15 protein-coding genes and 1 pseudogene are annotated in these 15,635 nt (G+C 71.7%); 3 read left to right on the top strand and 13 right to left on the bottom strand.

Translation table 11 applies throughout. From position 1 onward, the window contains the following. From EXU48_RS23750 to EXU48_RS23735, 4 genes and pseudogenes are all read right to left on the bottom strand, one after another. Nucleotides 1-314, bottom strand: a pseudogene (locus EXU48_RS23750) (translation initiation factor IF-2); the annotation flags it as partial. 117 nt (nt 315-431) lie between these two features. Continuing rightward, entirely contained in the window at nt 432-797 is a 366-nt protein-coding gene (locus EXU48_RS23745) for a YlxR family protein (protein ID WP_133110185.1), read from the bottom strand. Nucleotides 798-900: 103 nt separating this feature from the next. Beyond that, a complete protein-coding gene (gene nusA / locus EXU48_RS23740; RefSeq protein ID WP_133110184.1) occupies nt 901-1,926 on the bottom strand; it encodes a transcription termination factor NusA in 1,026 nt (341 codons plus the stop codon). Nucleotides 1,927-1,949: 23 nt separating this feature from the next. Continuing rightward, the gene (locus tag EXU48_RS23735) at nt 1,950-2,456 is read right to left on the bottom strand and encodes a ribosome maturation factor RimP (RefSeq protein WP_133110183.1); all 507 of its coding nucleotides are present in this window, start codon (nt 2,454-2,456) and stop codon (nt 1,950-1,952) included. Between the two features lie 130 nt (nt 2,457-2,586). Here EXU48_RS23735 and EXU48_RS23730 point away from each other — a divergent pair, with 130 nt between their 5' ends. After that, nucleotides 2,587-3,591 carry a hypothetical protein gene (locus tag EXU48_RS23730; protein ID WP_133110182.1) on the top strand — a complete coding sequence of 335 codons (1,005 nt, stop codon included), beginning with the start codon at nt 2,587-2,589 and terminating at the stop codon, nt 3,589-3,591. Here the strand turns inward: EXU48_RS23730 and EXU48_RS23725 are convergent. Then, nucleotides 3,583-5,379, bottom strand: coding sequence for a proline--tRNA ligase (locus EXU48_RS23725; protein WP_207947882.1), 1,797 nt, complete (start codon nt 5,377-5,379; stop codon nt 3,583-3,585). The genes EXU48_RS23730 and EXU48_RS23725 overlap by 9 nt on opposite strands. Nucleotides 5,380-5,446: 67 nt before the next feature. Between EXU48_RS23725 and EXU48_RS23720 the strand changes: the two genes are divergently transcribed. Then, complete coding sequence (locus EXU48_RS23720; protein WP_133110180.1) at nt 5,447-6,322, top strand: Fpg/Nei family DNA glycosylase; 876 nt, start codon at nt 5,447-5,449, stop codon at nt 6,320-6,322. A 216-nt stretch (nt 6,323-6,538) separates the two neighbouring features. Here the strand turns inward: EXU48_RS23720 and EXU48_RS23715 are convergent, their stop codons facing one another. The 4 genes from EXU48_RS23715 to rlmN form a co-directional block, all read right to left on the bottom strand. Continuing rightward, entirely contained in the window at nt 6,539-7,417 is an 879-nt protein-coding gene (locus tag EXU48_RS23715) for a GNAT family N-acetyltransferase (protein ID WP_133110179.1), read from the bottom strand. Nucleotides 7,418-7,445: 28 nt separating this feature from the next. Beyond that, nucleotides 7,446-8,798: a M50 family metallopeptidase gene (locus tag EXU48_RS23710; RefSeq protein WP_133110178.1), complete on the bottom strand. Its 1,353-nt coding sequence runs from the start codon at nt 8,796-8,798 to the stop codon at nt 7,446-7,448. A gap of 91 nt (nt 8,799-8,889) precedes the next feature. Continuing rightward, nucleotides 8,890-9,438, bottom strand: a complete 549-nt coding sequence (locus tag EXU48_RS23705) for a DivIVA domain-containing protein (RefSeq protein ID WP_133110177.1) — start codon at nt 9,436-9,438, stop codon at nt 8,890-8,892. Nucleotides 9,439-9,537: 99 nt separating this feature from the next. Continuing rightward, the gene (rlmN, locus tag EXU48_RS23700; RefSeq protein ID WP_133110176.1) at nt 9,538-10,695 is read right to left on the bottom strand and encodes a 23S rRNA (adenine(2503)-C(2))-methyltransferase RlmN; all 1,158 of its coding nucleotides are present in this window, start codon (nt 10,693-10,695) and stop codon (nt 9,538-9,540) included. Nucleotides 10,696-10,781: 86 nt separating this feature from the next. Here rlmN and aztD point away from each other — a divergent pair, with 86 nt between their 5' ends. Then, nucleotides 10,782-12,065, top strand: a complete 1,284-nt coding sequence (gene aztD, locus EXU48_RS23695) for a zinc metallochaperone AztD (protein ID WP_133110175.1) — start codon at nt 10,782-10,784, stop codon at nt 12,063-12,065. 49 nt (nt 12,066-12,114) lie between these two features. On the opposite strand, the gene EXU48_RS23690 is transcribed toward aztD, so the two are convergent. The 4 genes from EXU48_RS23690 to tsf all read right to left on the bottom strand — a co-directional run bounded on the left by EXU48_RS23690 (nt 12,115) and on the right by tsf (nt 15,610). Further along, complete coding sequence (locus EXU48_RS23690) at nt 12,115-13,062, bottom strand: phosphatidate cytidylyltransferase (protein WP_133110174.1); 948 nt, start codon at nt 13,060-13,062, stop codon at nt 12,115-12,117. A 272-nt stretch (nt 13,063-13,334) separates the two neighbouring features. Then, on the bottom strand, nt 13,335-13,892 hold the full coding sequence (gene frr, locus EXU48_RS23685; protein WP_133110173.1) for a ribosome recycling factor: 558 nt from the start codon (nt 13,890-13,892) through the stop codon (nt 13,335-13,337). After that, complete coding sequence (pyrH, locus tag EXU48_RS23680) at nt 13,889-14,653, bottom strand: UMP kinase (RefSeq protein WP_133110172.1); 765 nt, start codon at nt 14,651-14,653, stop codon at nt 13,889-13,891. The genes frr and pyrH overlap by 4 nt, the downstream gene beginning before the upstream one ends. Nucleotides 14,654-14,764: 111 nt before the next feature. Then, on the bottom strand, nt 14,765-15,610 hold the full coding sequence (gene tsf / locus EXU48_RS23675) for a translation elongation factor Ts (protein ID WP_133110171.1): 846 nt from the start codon (nt 15,608-15,610) through the stop codon (nt 14,765-14,767). Nucleotides 15,611-15,635: the final 25 nt, after the last annotated feature.

The following is a 15,635-nucleotide window of genomic DNA, read 5'->3' as shown; positions in this document are numbered from 1 at the left end:
GGGCCGGGCGCCGGGGCCTTGGCCGCGGCCTGCGGAGCAGGCTGCGGGGTCGCCTCGGCAGCGGGCGCAACCGGAGCCGGCGCGGGCGCAACCGGCTCCGCCGGGGCTGCCGCGGCTGCCGGGGCCTGCTCGAGTGCAGGCTCGGTCGTGGCCTGCGTGCGCGGCGCAGGCTTGCTGGGTGCGGCCTTCTTCGCCGGGGCGGCCTGGACGGCCTCCGCGGCCGGGAAGGCCTCCCGGAGCCGCCGCTGGACGGGCGGCTCGATGGTGGAGGAGGCGGACTTCACGAACTCGCCGAGTTCGTTCAGCTTCGCCATCACTGTCTTGCTGTCGACGCCGAGCTCTTTCGCTAACTCGTGGACGCGGACCTTTGCCACAACTCTCCTGTCTCGGCCCGCCCAAGACAGGGACGGACCGTCGTTAGTGCTGCTGACTCATCGCTGGGTACTCATCGGGTGCCCATCGGCTTCTGACCCGCTCTCTTGTTCGATGATCGACGGTGTCGTGCGGACGTTCCGGGCGAACCACTCCTGCACCCGCGAGACCTCGGCGGGCGCCTCGATTCGAAGCGCGCGTCCGATCGCTCGGCGGCTGACGGCGCGGTCCAGGCAGTCCGGATGCGCATGCACCCAGGCTCCCCGTCCGGGTGCGCTCGCGGTCACATCGACGACCACGGCGTGAGCCGCGACCGTCCGATCTGCCACCAGGCGTACCAGGCCGGACCGTGGACCCCGCTCTCGACATCCCACGCAGGTGCGTACCGGTCCGACGGTCGGAGACTGTCGGCTGCTGTCAGTCATCGCAATGACCTCTCAGCTCTCGGGTGGCCGGAAACCGGCACACCTGAACGGCGTGCGTGAAGCAGGTGGGAGGATCGGGCGCGGAGGCCCACGGAAGAGTGTACTACTCCTGCTCGCCCGCGGACCCCGCGGCCACGTCGCCCGGCGCCGGGGTGTCGGGCCGGATGTCGATGCGCCACCCGGTCAGCCGGGCGGCGAGGCGCGCGTTCTGCCCCTCCTTGCCGATCGCCAGGGAGAGCTGGTAATCGGGGACCACGACGCGGGCCGAGCGGGACGCCGCGTCGACGATCTCCACGCTGCTGACCCGGGCGGGCGACAGGGCCGAGGCCACGAACGTGGCCGGGTCGTCGCTGTAGTCCACGATGTCGATCTTCTCGCCGTGCAGTTCCGCCATGACGGCCCGGACCCGCTGCCCCATCGGCCCGATGCAGGCGCCCTTGGCGCCGAGCCCGGCGACCGTGGAGTGCACGGCCATCTTGGTGCGGTGACCGGCCTCGCGGGCCAACGCGGCGATCTCGACGCTGCCGTCGGCCACCTCGGGCACCTCGAGTGCGAACAGGCGCCGGACCAGGTTCGGGTGGGTTCGCGAGATCGTGATCGACGGGCCCTTCGGACCGCGACTCACCTCGAGCACATAGGCGCGCAGACGCTCACCGTGCGTGTAGGTCTCGGTGGGCACCTGCTCGTGGGCCGGCAGCACCGCCTCGATGCCGCCGATGTCCACCAGGACCACCTTCGGGTTGGAGCCCTGCTGGATCACCCCGGCGACCACGTCGCCCTCCTTGCCGCGGAACGTGCCCAGCACCGCGTCGTCCTCGGCGTCCCGCAGCCGCTGCAGGATCACCTGGCGGGCGGTCGAGGTGGCGATCCGGCCGAAATCGGCCGGGGTGTCGTCGTACTCCGGGCCCCGCTCACCAGGCTCGCCGGGCTCACCGTCCTCCAGTCGTTCGCGCGCGTAGACGGTGACGTGCCCGCTGGTACGGTCCAGTTCCACCCGGGCGCTCTCGGCGGCACCGTCGGTCCGGTGGTAGGCGGAGAGCAGCGCCTGCTCGATGGCGGAGACGAGGACGTCCAACGGGATGTCCCGTTCTCGTTCGATCAGACGCAGGGTGTTCATGTCGATGTCCATGTCTGTGCTCCTCTCAGTCCCGGTCAGTCCTGCGCGTCGTCGACGCGGCGGAAGTCGACCTCGACCGTGCCTCGGACCACGTCGGTCAGGGGGACGGTGACGGCCTCGGGGCGGTCCTCGCCGGGTTCCAGCACGATGCCATCGGCCTCGACCGCGCGGATCCGGCCGGCGAGGGTGCCCCCGGAGGTGGTGAGCGTCACCAGCCGGCCCACGGCGCGGCGGAAGTGCCGGGGCTCGGTGAGGGGCCGGGACACGCCCGGGGTGGAGACCTCGAGCAGATAGGTGCCGTCGATGAGGTCCTCGACCTCGTCCAGGCGGGCCGACACGGCTCGGGACACGTCGGCGAGGAGGTCGGAGCCGACCCCACCCGGACCGTCGGCCAGGTCGACGGTCACCTGGACCACGCGGCGCGCGGACGAGCCGACCACGGACACGTCCTCGAGGAACAGCCCGCCGCCGGCGACGACCGGCTCGAGTGCCTCGAACAACAGGGCGCCCACGTCGGCGCCAGGGCCCTGCGATCGGCTCATCGGAGTCTCCTTGTGAAGTTGTCACTGTCTCAGTGAGGGTGTCTGGACCAATCATGCCCGCCCTGGTGCGGCGGCGCGCGGCCCAGCGCGAACACCCCAGCGTAGGTGTGCGCCGTGGCAGGATCAACGCGTGAGTCCACGCATGCGCCGTTCCGCGGGCCGCCGCCTCGGCGTCGTGCTGGTGGCCGCTGCGGTGCTCCTGAGCGGGTGCGGTGTGCGCCTGGACGACCCGCCTCCGCAGGTGCCGAGCCCCGGACCCGGCGAGATCCTGCGGCAGGGGGCCGCGCTCGAGGCGGCCGACCTCCAGGCGCTCGCCGAGTCCGCCGGGGCCGATGCCGGGCCGGACGGGGCCGCCGGTGACCTGGCGAGTGATCTCGCGCACATCGCCGCCGACGCCGCCACCCATCTCGATGACCTCGGCGGCGTCTGGACGCCTCCGCCACGCCCCACCGCGACCACCGACGACCAGCCCGAGCCCAGTGACGAACCCGGTGACGAGCCCACCGGTGGCGACCCCACGCCGTCGGACCCGGCCACCGCCGAGGACGTGCTCGCCGCGCTCGAGTCGAGCTCGGCCGACGCCCGGGCCGCGGACCCGGCCGCCGACGCGGACCTGGCGACCCTGCTCGCCTCGATCTCGATCAACCGGGCCCTGTGGGCGGCTGAACTTCGCACCGACCTCGGCCTGCCCACCGGCGCCGACGGCTCAGCCGACCCGGCGGCCGCCGACCTCGGCATTCCGGCCTCGCTCCCGGCGTCCGCCGCGCCGGTGGGGCGGACCCTCGACGCGCTCGGCTACACGCAGGAGATCATCGCCGCCCGTGCCGAGGGGACGGCGCGCACCGGCGCCGCGGCGGCGGCGATCACGCTGCGGGAGATGGCCGAGGACGTGGCGGTCGCGACCGGCGTCGACGGCACCGATGCCGATCCGCGCGCGGCGGCCTACGCCGTCGACCTCGAGGACCTGCAGGCCACCCGCACCGGCCTGATCGCCGAACTCCTGCCCGGCTGGCTCACCGCTGTGCCGGACGCCGACCCTGCGGTCCGAGCCCCGCTCATCGCGCTCGCCACGCAGGCCGCGTTCCTCGGCCAGGACCCGGATGCCCGCGTGGCGACGTACCCCGGCCTAGGCTGACGCCGACGCCAACAGGTCGCGCAGGCGGGCCACGGCCACCTCCGGAGCGAGCTCCTCCCGCTCCCCGGTTGCGCGGGTGCGGACCTCCACGACCCCGTCGGCGAGCCCCCGGCCGACCACGAGCGCGAACGGCAGCCCGAGCAGTTCGGAGTCGGCGAACTTCACACCCGCGGACACCTTGACCCGGTCGTCGTAGAGCACCTCGATGCCTGCCGCGACGAGTTCGTCGGCCAGGCCCTGCGCCGTCGTGAAGACGGCCTCGTCCTTGCCGGTGGCGAGCACGTGCACGTGGGCGGGCGCGACTCCGACCGGCCAGGAGAGGCCCTTGTCGTCGCAGGTGTTCTCGGCGATCGCCGCGAGCACCCGGCTGACCCCGATGCCGTAGGAGCCCATCGTGACCGTGACGGCCTTGCCGCCCGAGTCGAGCACCTTCAGGTCGAGCGCCTTCGCGAACTTCTGCCCGAGGGCGAAGATATGGCCGATCTCGATGCCACGGGCGAGTTCGAGCGGCCCGGAGCCGTCCGGCGCCGGGTCCCCCTCGCGCACCTCGGCCACGTCGATGACGCCGTCCGCCGTGAAGTCGCGCCCGGCGACGAGTCCGAACACGTGCTTGCCGGCCTCGTTCGCCCCGGTGATCCAGGACGTGCCGTCCACGACCCGGGGGTCGAGCAGGTACCGCACCGCACCTCTGGCACCGTCGGTGTCGTCACGGGGCGCACCGTTCGGCCCGAGCACCCCGGGGCCGATGTATCCGGCGACCAGCTCGGGGTGGGCGGCCAGGTCGGCCTCGCCGGCCGGCTCGACCTCGGCCGGGAACACCGCGGCCTCGAGACGCTTGGCGTCGACCTGCCGGTCCCCCGGCAGCCCGATCACGAGCAGGCTCCGGACGCCGGTCGGCGACACCAGGGTGACCACGACGTTCTTCAGCGTGTCCGCGCCCGTCCAGGCGCCGCCGTCGGGCTTCGGTCGCGTGGCGTTCGCCACCTCGACGAGCGACTCGATGGTCGGGGTGTCCGGGGTATCCGCGACCTCGGCCGCGGGCAGGCCGGCGATCAGGCTCGCCTCGACCGGCTCCGGCGACGGCGTGTGCACCGCCTCGACGTTCGCCGCGTACCCGCCGGGCGAGCGGACGAAGGTGTCCTCTCCGATCTCACACGGGAACAGGAACTCCTCGGAGCGGGACCCACCCATGGCCCCGGACATCGCCGAGACGATCACGTAGTCCAGGCCGAGTCGGGTGAAGATCCGCTCGTAGGCGCCGCGCTGGGCGTCGTAGGAGGCAGCCAGCCCCGCCTCGTCGATGTCGAACGAGTAGGCGTCCTTCATGATGAACTCGCGTCCGCGGATCAGCCCGGCGCGGGGGCGGGCCTCGTCGCGGTACTTGGTCTGGATCTGGTAGAGCGCGAGCGGCAGGTCCTTGTAGGAGGAGTACAGGTCCTTGACCAGGAGCGTGAACATCTCCTCGTGCGTGGGCGCGAGCAGGTAGTCGGCCTCCTTGCGGTCGGCCAGCCGGAACAGGCTCGGGCCGTACTCGGTCCAGCGGCCGGTGGCCTCGTAGGGCTCGCGCGGCAGCAACGCCGGGAAGTGCACCTCCTGGGCGCCGATCGCGTCCATCTCCTCGCGCACCACGGCCTCGACCTTGGCGAGCACCTTCAGGCCCAGCGGCAGCCAGGAGTAGATCCCGGGAGCGGCCCGCCGGATGTAGCCGGCGCGCACCAGGAGGCGGTGGCTCGCGACCTCGGCGTCGGCCGGATCCTCACGCAGGGTCCGCAGGAACAGTTTCGACATCCGCATCAGCACGCGGGCGAGTCTATCTTCCCTGGCACCAGCGGAATTCCCTTGCCAGACTGGGGGGATGCCGGAACTACCGGAGGTCCAGGGCCTCGTCGACTTCCTCACCGAACGCACCGTCGGGCGCACGGTTGCCGCCGTGCACGTGCTCGGGATCCAGACCCTGAAGACGTTCTCCCCCGCGCCGAACGCACTCGCCGGCGGCACGGTGGCCGGCGTCGCCCGGCGGGGCAAGTGGCTCGACCTGCAGGTCGGCACGGTGCCCGACGGCGAACTCCACCTGGTCTTCCACCTCGCCCGGGCGGGTTGGTTGCGCTGGCACGAGAAACTCCCGGGAGGCGTGTCGAGGTCGCCGAAGTCGCCGGTGGCGTTGCGCGTGGACCTCGACGACGGGTCGGGCTTCAGCCTCACCGAGGCCGGCACCCGCAAGCGGCTGGCCGTGTACGTGGTGGGCACGCCCGAGGAGGTGCCGGCGATCGCGAGCCTCGGCATCGAGCCGCTCTCGCCGGAGTTCACCCGGGACGCCTTCGCGGCGATCCTCGCGGGGCGCAAGCAACAGATCAAGGGGGTGCTGCGCGAGCAGGGCACGATCGCCGGGATCGGCAACGCCTACAGCGACGACATCCTGCACGCGGCGCGGATGAGCCCGTTCGCGATCAGTTCCACGCTCGACGACGAGGCCGTGACCAGGCTGTACGAGGCGGTCGGGGCGGTGCTCCGGCCCGCGATCGAGGCGTCCTCGGGCCGGCCGGCCGCGGAGCTGAAGGATGCGAAGCGGTCCGGGATGCGCGTGCACGGGCGCGCCGGGCAGGAGTGCGGGGTGTGCGGCGACGTGATCCGGGAGGTCTCCTTCGCCGACTCGGCCCTGCAGTACTGCGCGACCTGCCAGACCGGAGGCAAGGTCCTGGCGGACCGACGGATGTCGAAGCTGCTGCGGTGACCCTCGCCGCGCTCCGTGACGGGTGGGCGCGCCCCCGCGGTCGGGTGCCCGTAGCTCTGAGATAGCACCCGCGTGGTTGAGATCGGATCCAGGCGGGTCCGATCTCAGGGGCGCCGGTGCTATCTCAGCTGGGGCTAGCTCGGATGGGGGCGGGCCGGGCTGCGGCGGGGCCGGGTTGGGGCGGGATGGGCGACGGGGCTCGGCGGCCTGCCTGCCCTAGAACAGGATGGTGGCGAAGGTGCCGACCTCACGGAAGCCGACCCTGCGGTAGGCCGCGAGCGCGGCGGTGTTGTAGGAGTTCACGTACAGCGACACGATCGGCGCGACCTGGGCGCGGGCGTAGGCGATCACGGCGGCCATGCCGGCCGCGGCGTGGCCCCGGCCGCGCAGGTCCGGGTGCACCCAGACGCCCTGCACCTGGGTGACACCGAGGGCCACGGTGCCGAGCTCGGCCTTGAACACCACGCGTCGGCCCTCGGGGCCGTCCTCGATCCGGGACAGCGACCGGCCGCCCTGGACCAAGGAGCGGACCCGGCGCTCGTAGCCGCCGCCGGCGGTGAGCGGGGAGTAGCCGACCTCCTCGGTGAACATCGCCACGCACGCCGGCAGGAGCAGGTCGAGGTCACCCGCGGAGGTCAGCGAGACCCCGGGGTCGGGGGCCACCAGTGGGTCGCCGTCGATCATCATGGACGGCTGGTCCGGGCGGATGTCCCGCGGCGTGGGCGCGAAGCCCCGCATCGCCTCCCACAGCCGCATCACGTCGTGGGCCGGGCCGACCACCGAGGAGAACCGCCGCGAGCGCCGGCGCACGTGGTCGGCGACGACCGGGATCGCCGCGTCGGACAGGCGCAGCGGCACCAGGTTCCCCCCAGTCCAGCACAGGCCGGTCAGTCCGGCCGGTTCCCGGATGCACAGCAGCTGGTCCCGGTAGAAGCCGTAGGAGGACATCGCCTCCACGTGCTCACCCAGCAGTGCGGCGTCGACCGGGTCCTCCTCGGCGAACGCGATGAGTTCGGCAACGTCGGCCGAGCGGGCATCCTGGACCACCACATCGGGGTGGGTCTGCAGGGATCCGCGCCAGGGCCACGTGGGCATGCTGCGATTGTGCCTCACCTCGGGCCGCTCAGCCGAGGGTGACGGGTTTGACGATGTCCGCGAAGGCCAGCAGCAGGCTCATGCCACCGAGGAAGATGATGACCAGGTAGGTCAGGGGCATCAGTTTCGCGGTGTCCACGTGTCCCGGATCCGGGCGGCCGAACGCCTGCGCGAGGCGGCGCCGGGCCCCCTCGTACAGGGCACCGGCGATGTGCCCGCCGTCCAGCGGCAGCAGCGGGATCATGTTGAACACGAACAGCGCCATGTTCAGCGACGCCACCAGGGAGAGCAGGTCCGCGGTGCGCTCGGTGGCCCCGTAGTCGGCGGAGTCGATCGAGGCGATCTCGCCGGCGAACCGGCCCACGCCGATCAGGCCGACCACCCCGGGGTCGCGTTCCTCGGTGCCGAAGACGGCCTGGGTGATCGCGACCAGGCGTTGCGGCAGGGAGAGCACCACGTCGACGGTGCCGGTGAAGACCGAGCCGACGAACGCCGGCACCGCGGACAGCGGCTGCGGCGAGAGTTCGTAGGCAGCCGAGATCCCGACGAACGGCGTCGGCTCGAGGACGGGTTCGCCGTCGGCGTCCGTCACCACGGCCCCGTCCGCCACGACCGGCCGGTCCTCCAGGACCGGCGTCACCGTGAGGGTGACCTCCTCGCCGTCACGGTCCACGACGACGGTCGCCGGCTCGGTGTCGCCGTCGGCGATCGCCGTGGAGATGTCCGCCCACTCCGTGACCTCCGCACCGTTCCAGGACACGATCCGGTCACCGGTCTGGAGGCCGGCGAGGGCGGCCGGGGATTCAGGATCCGCGGCGGTGCACTCGCGCTGCTCGGTGACCGGCACGATGCACTCGGAGACGCTGCTGACCCGGTTGCTGGCGACCGCGGTCCCGAACGCGGTGAGGATGATCGCGAACAGCACCGTGGAGATGATCAGGTTCACCACGGGCCCGCCGAACATCACCACGAGCTTCTTCGGCGTGCTGAGCTCGTAGAAGACCCGGTGCCGCTCGCCCTCGTGGAGTTCCTCGCCGATCTCCTGGGCGCTGGCCGCGCGGGCGTCCTCGGCCATCGAGTCCATCAGTCCGCGCAGACCACGACGGCGCAGCCTCGCCTCGGCCGCGGCATCGTCGCTGACCTGCACCCGGGACGGCGGGAACATCCCGACCATCCGAACGTAGCCGCCGAGCGGCAGCATCTTGACGCCGTACTCGGTCTCACCGCGCTTGGTGGACCACAGCGTCTTGCCGAACCCGACGAAGTACTGGGAGACCTTCACCCCGAAGAGCTTGGCGGGCACCATGTGGCCGATCTCGTGCAGCGCGATCGAGATGATCAGCCCGACCGCGACGAAGAGCACGCCCAACCAGAAGTCCATGGATACCCCAGTGCACCGGGCCCGGGACCGTCCCGGCTGCGCAGTGCCGACTCAGGGTACGTCGGGTTTCTGAGAGCGAGCCAGCCGCGGGTCACTCCACCGCGAGCAGCACGTCCACGGCGCGGTCGAGGAACGCGTCCACCGGACCCTCACCGTATGCCCGGCCGCGCGGAGCGGACGGGAAGGTGGCCTGCCGGAGGTCGGCGGCGCTGAGCCTCTCACCGGAGTCGAAGTAGTCCACGAGCCGGTCCAGGATGTCGTCCACGGCATCAGCGTCGTAGCCGCGACCCCGTACCGGCGGGGCGAACCGCTCGCCCTCCGGACGCACGAGGCGGGGGTAGAGCGTGGTGGCCCGCTCGGCCACCTGCTCCATCCAGGCCTCCTGGCCGTGGGTGGCGATGAAGTCGGAGCGGTCGCGCTGGATGAACGCGCCCTCGAGCCGGTCCAGGGCGGCGTCCACCGCGGCCGGGCTGTACCCGTGCCGGACCAGGTCGAAAGCCACCTGCCGCACGTCCGCCGCGGTCAGGGTCTCGTCGCCGCTGCCCTCGTAGGCCGTCTTGGCCCGCTCGAAGAACTCGTCGACCTGCTCGCGGTCATACCCGCTCGACAAACTCCCGACGGTGGAGAACAGGCCCTCCATCGGCGATCCCTTCCTCGATCCGGCGCGTACGTGCACAGCCTAGAGGTACGACCGCGGTGCCTCCCGCAGGCCGGGCTGACGGTGGTGGGACCGGCTCGGTCACACCTCGGCGGCGAGCTGCCCGCACGCCCCGTCGATGTCGCTCCCGCGAGTGTCCCGCACCGTGGTCGGGATACCCGCCGAGCGCAGGCGTGCCACGAACGCGTCCTCGACGTCCTTCTCGGACGCGGTCCAGATCGAGCCCGGCGTGGGGTTCAGCGGGATCGGGTTCACGTGCACCCAGCCCTTGCCCCGCTTGAGCAGTTCGGCGGCGAGCAGGTCAGCACGCCACGCGTGGTCGTTCATGTCCTTGATCAGGGCGTACTCGATGCTGACCCGCCGGCCGGTCACCTCGAAGTACTCGCGGGCGGCGTCCAGCGCCTCGCCGACGGTCCACCGCGTGTTGATCGGGATCAGCTCCGAGCGCAGCTCGTCGTCCGGGGCGTGCAGGGACAGCGCCAGCGTGACGGGGATCCCTTCGGCCGTGAGCTTCCTCATGGCCGGCACCAGGCCGACCGTGGAGACCGTGATGTGCCGGGCCGACATCCCCAGACCGTCCGGCGAGGGATCGACCATCCGGCGCACCGCGTTGATCACCGTGCGGTAGTTCGCGAGCGGCTCACCCATGCCCATGAACACGATGTTCGTGAGCCGGCGCGGCCCGCCGGGCAGTTCCCCGTCGCGGCAGCTGACCGCGGCCCGGCGCACCTGCTCGATGATCTCGGCGGTCGACAGGTTCCGGGTCAGGCCCTGTTGGCCGGTGGCGCAGAACGGGCACGCCATCCCGCAGCCGGCCTGGCTGGAGACGCAGAGCGTGGCCCGGTCGGAGTAGCCCATCAGGACCGACTCGACCTTCACGCCGTCGAACAGGGACCAGAGCGTCTTGACCGTGTCTCCCCCGTCGGCCTCGAGCCGTCGGACCTCGGTGAGCAGGTCGGGTAGGAGCTGGGGCACGAGGTCCTGCCGCAGCCCGGCGGGCAGGTCGGTCATCTCCTCGGGGTCACGGGTGAGATGCCCGAAGTAGTGGGTGGAGATCTGCTTCGCCCGATAGGCGGGTTGCCCGAGCTCGGTGACCACGGCGGCGCGTTCGGCGAGGGTGAGGTCGGCGAGGTGCTTCGGCGGCTTGCCGCGGCGAGGAACCGCGAAGGACAGACGCGGGCGGTCACCGGCGTCCGGGGCATGCCCGGGCAGGACCTGGGGCTGTGCGGGAGTGGTCATGATGCCCCCAGTCTCCCAGACGCTCGGCAACGTCGCGCCGCCGTCCGACTTGACGTAGCCTAACTAGAGTGAGAATCATTCTCGCCATGAGACGAACACGAAGACTGGCCCCACTCGCCCTCCTGACCTCCGCCGTCGTCCTCCTCGGCGCCTGCGCGGCGCCGACGGCCACCCCCGAGGTCACCGGCGGCACCACGACCCAGGACGGGCACGACCACGACAACGAGGAAGCCGCGCCCGCGGACGGCCGGCCCACCGAGGAGGCGGCGGGCCCGTCACCGCGGCTGGCGGTCACCTACGACGGTGGCGTCCTGATCGTCGACGCCCTGTCGCTCGAGGTGCTGGCGGACTTCCCGGCGGAGGGATTCATCCGCGTGAACCCCGCCGGCGACGGGCGCCACCTGTTCCTGACCCTGGGTGAGGAGTTCCGTCTGCTCGACACCGGCGCGTTCAGCGAGGCGCACGGCGACCACTCGCACTCCTACACGACCGACCCGCTCCTCACCGACGTCGCGATCGCGGCGGACCATCCCGGACACGTCGTCACCCACGCCGACCGCACCGTCCTGTTCGCCGATGGCACCGGTGAGATCACCGTGCTCGACCCGCACGAACTGGCGGCCGGTGCGCAGGCGCCGGTGCTGGCGACCACGAGCACCCCGCAGGCGCATCACGGGGTCGCGGTGGTGCGCACCGACGACAGCCTCCTGCACACCATCGGCGACTCGCAGGCCCGCTCGGGCGTGGTGCTCCTGGACGCCGAGGGAGACGAGGTCGCGCGCGCCGAGACCTGCCCCGGCGTGCACGGTGAGACGGTGGCCGCCGAGGAGACCGTCGTGTTCGGCTGCGAGAACGGCGCCCTGGTCGTGACCGGGTCGGAGTTCACGCACGCTGCGGCTCCGGACGCATACGGACGGATCGGCAACCTGGCCGGCTCGGACGCCTCCCCCGTGGTGCTCGGCGACTACAAGTCCGACCCCGACGCCGATCTCGAACGCCCTACCCGGGTCTCCCTGATCGACACCCGGACGGCCGAGATCCGGCTCGTGGACCTTGGCGTCAGCTACACCTTCCGCTCGCTCGCCCGCGGGCCCGGCGGCGAGGCCCTGGTGCTCGGCACCGACGGGACGCTGCGGGTCATCGATCCCGAGGCGGGCACGGTGACCAGCGAGATCCCGGTGACCGGCTCCTGGACCGAGCCCGAGCAATGGCAGGACCCGCGCCCGACGCTGCGGGTGGAAGGCTCGTTCGCCTACGTCACCGAACCGGCCACGTCCACCGTGTTCGTGGTGGACCTGCAGGGCGCCGCGGTGATCGACAGTGCCGTGCTGCCGGTGGTCCCGAACGAACTCAGTTCCGTGACCGGCTGAACCACGCCCGCTACTGAGGGTCTGGTCCGTCGTCGCACCCGCCTGCGCGTCAGGCGGGTGCGACGACCAGGAGCAGGGCGAACACGACCGGGGAGCAGATCAGGATCGAGTCCACCCGGTCGAGGATGCCGCCGTGCCCGGGCAGCAAGTTGCCCATGTCCTTGACGCCGAGGTCCCGCTTGAGCATCGACTCTGACAGGTCGCCCATGGTGGCACCGACCACGGCCACCACACCGAGTGCGAGACCCGCCCACCACGGCGCGTCAAGGGCGAAGACCGTGAAGCCGACCCCCACCAGCGCCGCCAGCACGACGGACCCGGCGGCGCCCTCCCAGGACTTCTTCGGGCTGACCGAGGGGGCCATCGGGTGCTTGCCGAACAGCACTCCGGCGATGTAGCCGCCGGTGTCGTTGGCGACCACGAGGGCGATGAACATCAGGACCCGCCACGGCCCGTCGTCCGCGGACAGCATGATCATCAGGAAGCCCGCGAGGAACGGGATGTAGGCAGCCGCGAAGATCCCGGCCGTGGCATCGCGCAGGGCGTCGACACCGCCGCCATCCAGGACCCGCCAGATGAACACGCCGCCGGCGGTGAGCAGGAACGCGACCAGCAGTGCCTCGATCCCGGCCTGGTACGCCGACACCAGCATGCCGACGGTGCCCACGACCAGCGGCAGGTACGGCAGCCGGATGTCCCGGGTGCGCAGAGCTCGCTCGAGCTCCCACAGGCCCGCCGCACACGCGATCACCGCGAGCACGACGAACGCCTCCTTGCGGACGAACAGGGAGGCGACCACGATCGCGCCGAGGCCGAGACCGACGCCGATCGCCGCCGGCAGGTTGCGGCCGGCGCGCGAGGGCGGGGGCGGGGAGTCGGTGCCGTCGGGTTCGCCCGGATCCGGCGTGGCGTGGGCGTCGGTATCGGCGATCGCTCGGTCCTGCGGACCGCCCGACGGCGTCGCGGAGCCGGCCGCCGGGGCGCTCGGTGACGTCATCGAGGGCTCGGGCGCCGACACCGCTGCAGGTGACGCCGCCGAACCGGGTGACGGGCCGGGGGCAGGTGCCGGTGCCGTGGCGGGCGCCGGCGACGGTGCCGACGCCGCCGGGGAGCCGGCTCGAGCCGCGGCGGTCCCGACGGCGTCCGCCGTGCCGTTGAGCTCGGCCTCCAGCCGGGCCGCCCGTTCCGCGGCGCGCAGGGCCCGTCTGGTGGACGGCGTGCCGCCCCCGGTCGGTGACGGATGTGGATCGACCATGGCCCGGGAGCCGCTCAGACCTCGAGCAGCTCCTTCTCCTTACCCGCGAGCAGCGCGTCGACGGTCTCGGTGTGCTTCTTGGTGAGCGCGTCGAGCTCGGCCTGGGCTCGGTTGACCTCGTCCTCGCCCGCCTCGCCGTCCTTGGCGATGCGGTCGAGTTCCTCCTTGGCGCGCCGGCGCACGTTCCGCACGGCGACGCGTGCGTCCTCGCCCTTCGCCTTGGCCAGCTTGACGTAGTCGCGTCGGCGCTCCTCGGTCAGGGTGGGCAGCACGATCCGGATCTGGTTCCCGTCGTTGCCCGGGTTGACGCCCAGGTCCGACTCGCGCAAGGCCTTCTCGATCGCGGCCATCGAGGTCTTGTCGTAGGGCGAGAGCAGCACCGTGCGGGCCTCGGGAATCGTGATCGAGGCGAGCTGCTGGAGCGGGGTCGGGGCGCCGTAGTACTCGACCTCGAGCTTGTTGAACATGCCGGCGTTCGCGCGACCCGTGCGGATGTTGCCGAAGTCCTCACGCGCCACCTCGACGGCCTTGTCCATCTTCTCCTCGGCCTCGAAGAGGGTCTCGTCGATCACGCTTGCTCCTTGCTCTGGTCGGTTGTTGCACCGGACGTCATTGATGTGCCGATCCTCTCACCCCGAAGGGCTGCGGCCACGTTACCGGGCCCTTCCATCCCGAAGATGCGCATGGCCAGCTGGTTGTCGCGGCACATCGCCAGGGCGGTGGAGTCGACCACCCGCAGATCCTTCTGGATCGCGTCGTCGAAGGTGAGGAAGTCGAGCTTGGTGGCCGTGGAGTCGACCCGGGGGTCCGCGGTGTAGACGCCGTCAACGCCGTTCTTGCCGACGAGGACCTCCTCGCAGTGGGTCTCGAGGGCGCGCTGGATCGCGACCGTGTCCGTGGAGAAATAGGGCATCCCGGCGCCGGCGCCGAAGATCACGGCCCGGCCCTTCTCGAGGTGCCGGATCGCTCGCAACGGGATGTAGGGTTCGGCGACCTGTCCCATGGTGATCGCGGTCTGCACGCGGGTGGTGACGTCGGCCTTCTCGAGGAAGTCCTGCAGAGCCAGGCAGTTCATCACGGTGCCGAGCATGCCCATGTAGTCGGCCCGGGCCCGGTCGATGCCCCGCTGGGACAGTTCGGCGCCTCGGAAGAAATTGCCGCCGCCGACCACGATGGCGACCTGCACGCCCTCGTGCACGGCCTCGGCGATCTCACGTGCGATCGAGGCGACCACATCGGGGTCGAGCCCCACGCTGCCACCGCCGAACACCTCGCCGGAGAGTTTGAGCAGGACCCGACGCCTGGTCGGGGCCGGGGTGGTGAGCGCAGACATCGGCGTGATCCTCCTGGGTGAGAACGCTGCGGGGACGTGCTGGGGTGAGCGTATGACAGCGGTGGCCCCGGCCCTGGATCAGGACCGGGGCCACCGCCGAGTGCGTGCTACTCAGGCGCCGACGCGGAACCGCGCGAAACCGGTGATCGTGCCACCGGCCTCGGTGACGACCTGGCCGACCGTCTTCTTCGGGTCCTTCGCGAAGGCCTGATCCAGGAGGGCGACCTCCTTGAAGAAGCCGTTCAGACGCCCCTCGATGATCTTCGGGAGCGCCTGCTCCGGCTTGCCCTCGTTGCGAGCGGTCTCCTCGGCGATCCGACGCTCGTCGGCCACCTTGTCCGCAGGCACCTCGTCGCGGCTGAGGTACTGCGGGGAGTACGCCGCGATGTGCAGTGCCACGTCGTGTGCGACCTCGGCACCGGCAGCGTCGGAGGACACCAGGACACCCACCTGTGGCGGAAGGTCCTTGGCGGTGCGGTGCAGGTAGGAGGCGACGTGCTCGCCGGCCACCCGGGCCACGCGGCGAACCACGATCTTCTCGCCCAGGGTGGCGGCGGTCTCGTCGACCACCGACGAGACGGACACGCCATCGCTCTCGGCGGCCAGCAGGGCGTCCGCGTCCGCGGCGCCGGAGGCCACCGCAGCGGCGACCACCCGGTCCGCGAGCGAGATGAAGACCTGGTTCTTCGCCACGAAGTCGGTCTCGGAGTTGACCTCGACCAGCACGCCGACCTGGCCCTCGCCGTCGGGCGTCGGGTTGATCGACGCTGCGACGAGGCCGTCCGAGGCGGACCGACCCTCGCGCTTGCTCACGCCCTTGAGGCCCTTGACCCGAATGATCTCGATCGCCTTCTCGGCGTCGCCGTCGGCCTCGTCGAGAGCCTTCTTGACGTCGAGCATGCCGGCGCCCGTGCGCTCACGCAGGGCCCTGATGTCGGCAGCGGTGTAGTTCGCCATGTGTGATCCTTCCCAGATCCTTGGT

The organism is Occultella glacieicola (assembly GCF_004353825.1).
Lineage (GTDB): Bacteria > Actinomycetota > Actinomycetes > Actinomycetales > Beutenbergiaceae > Occultella > Occultella glacieicola.
Note: the sequence above shows the minus strand (reverse complement) of the source record. Positions and strands in the feature narration are given on the sequence as shown.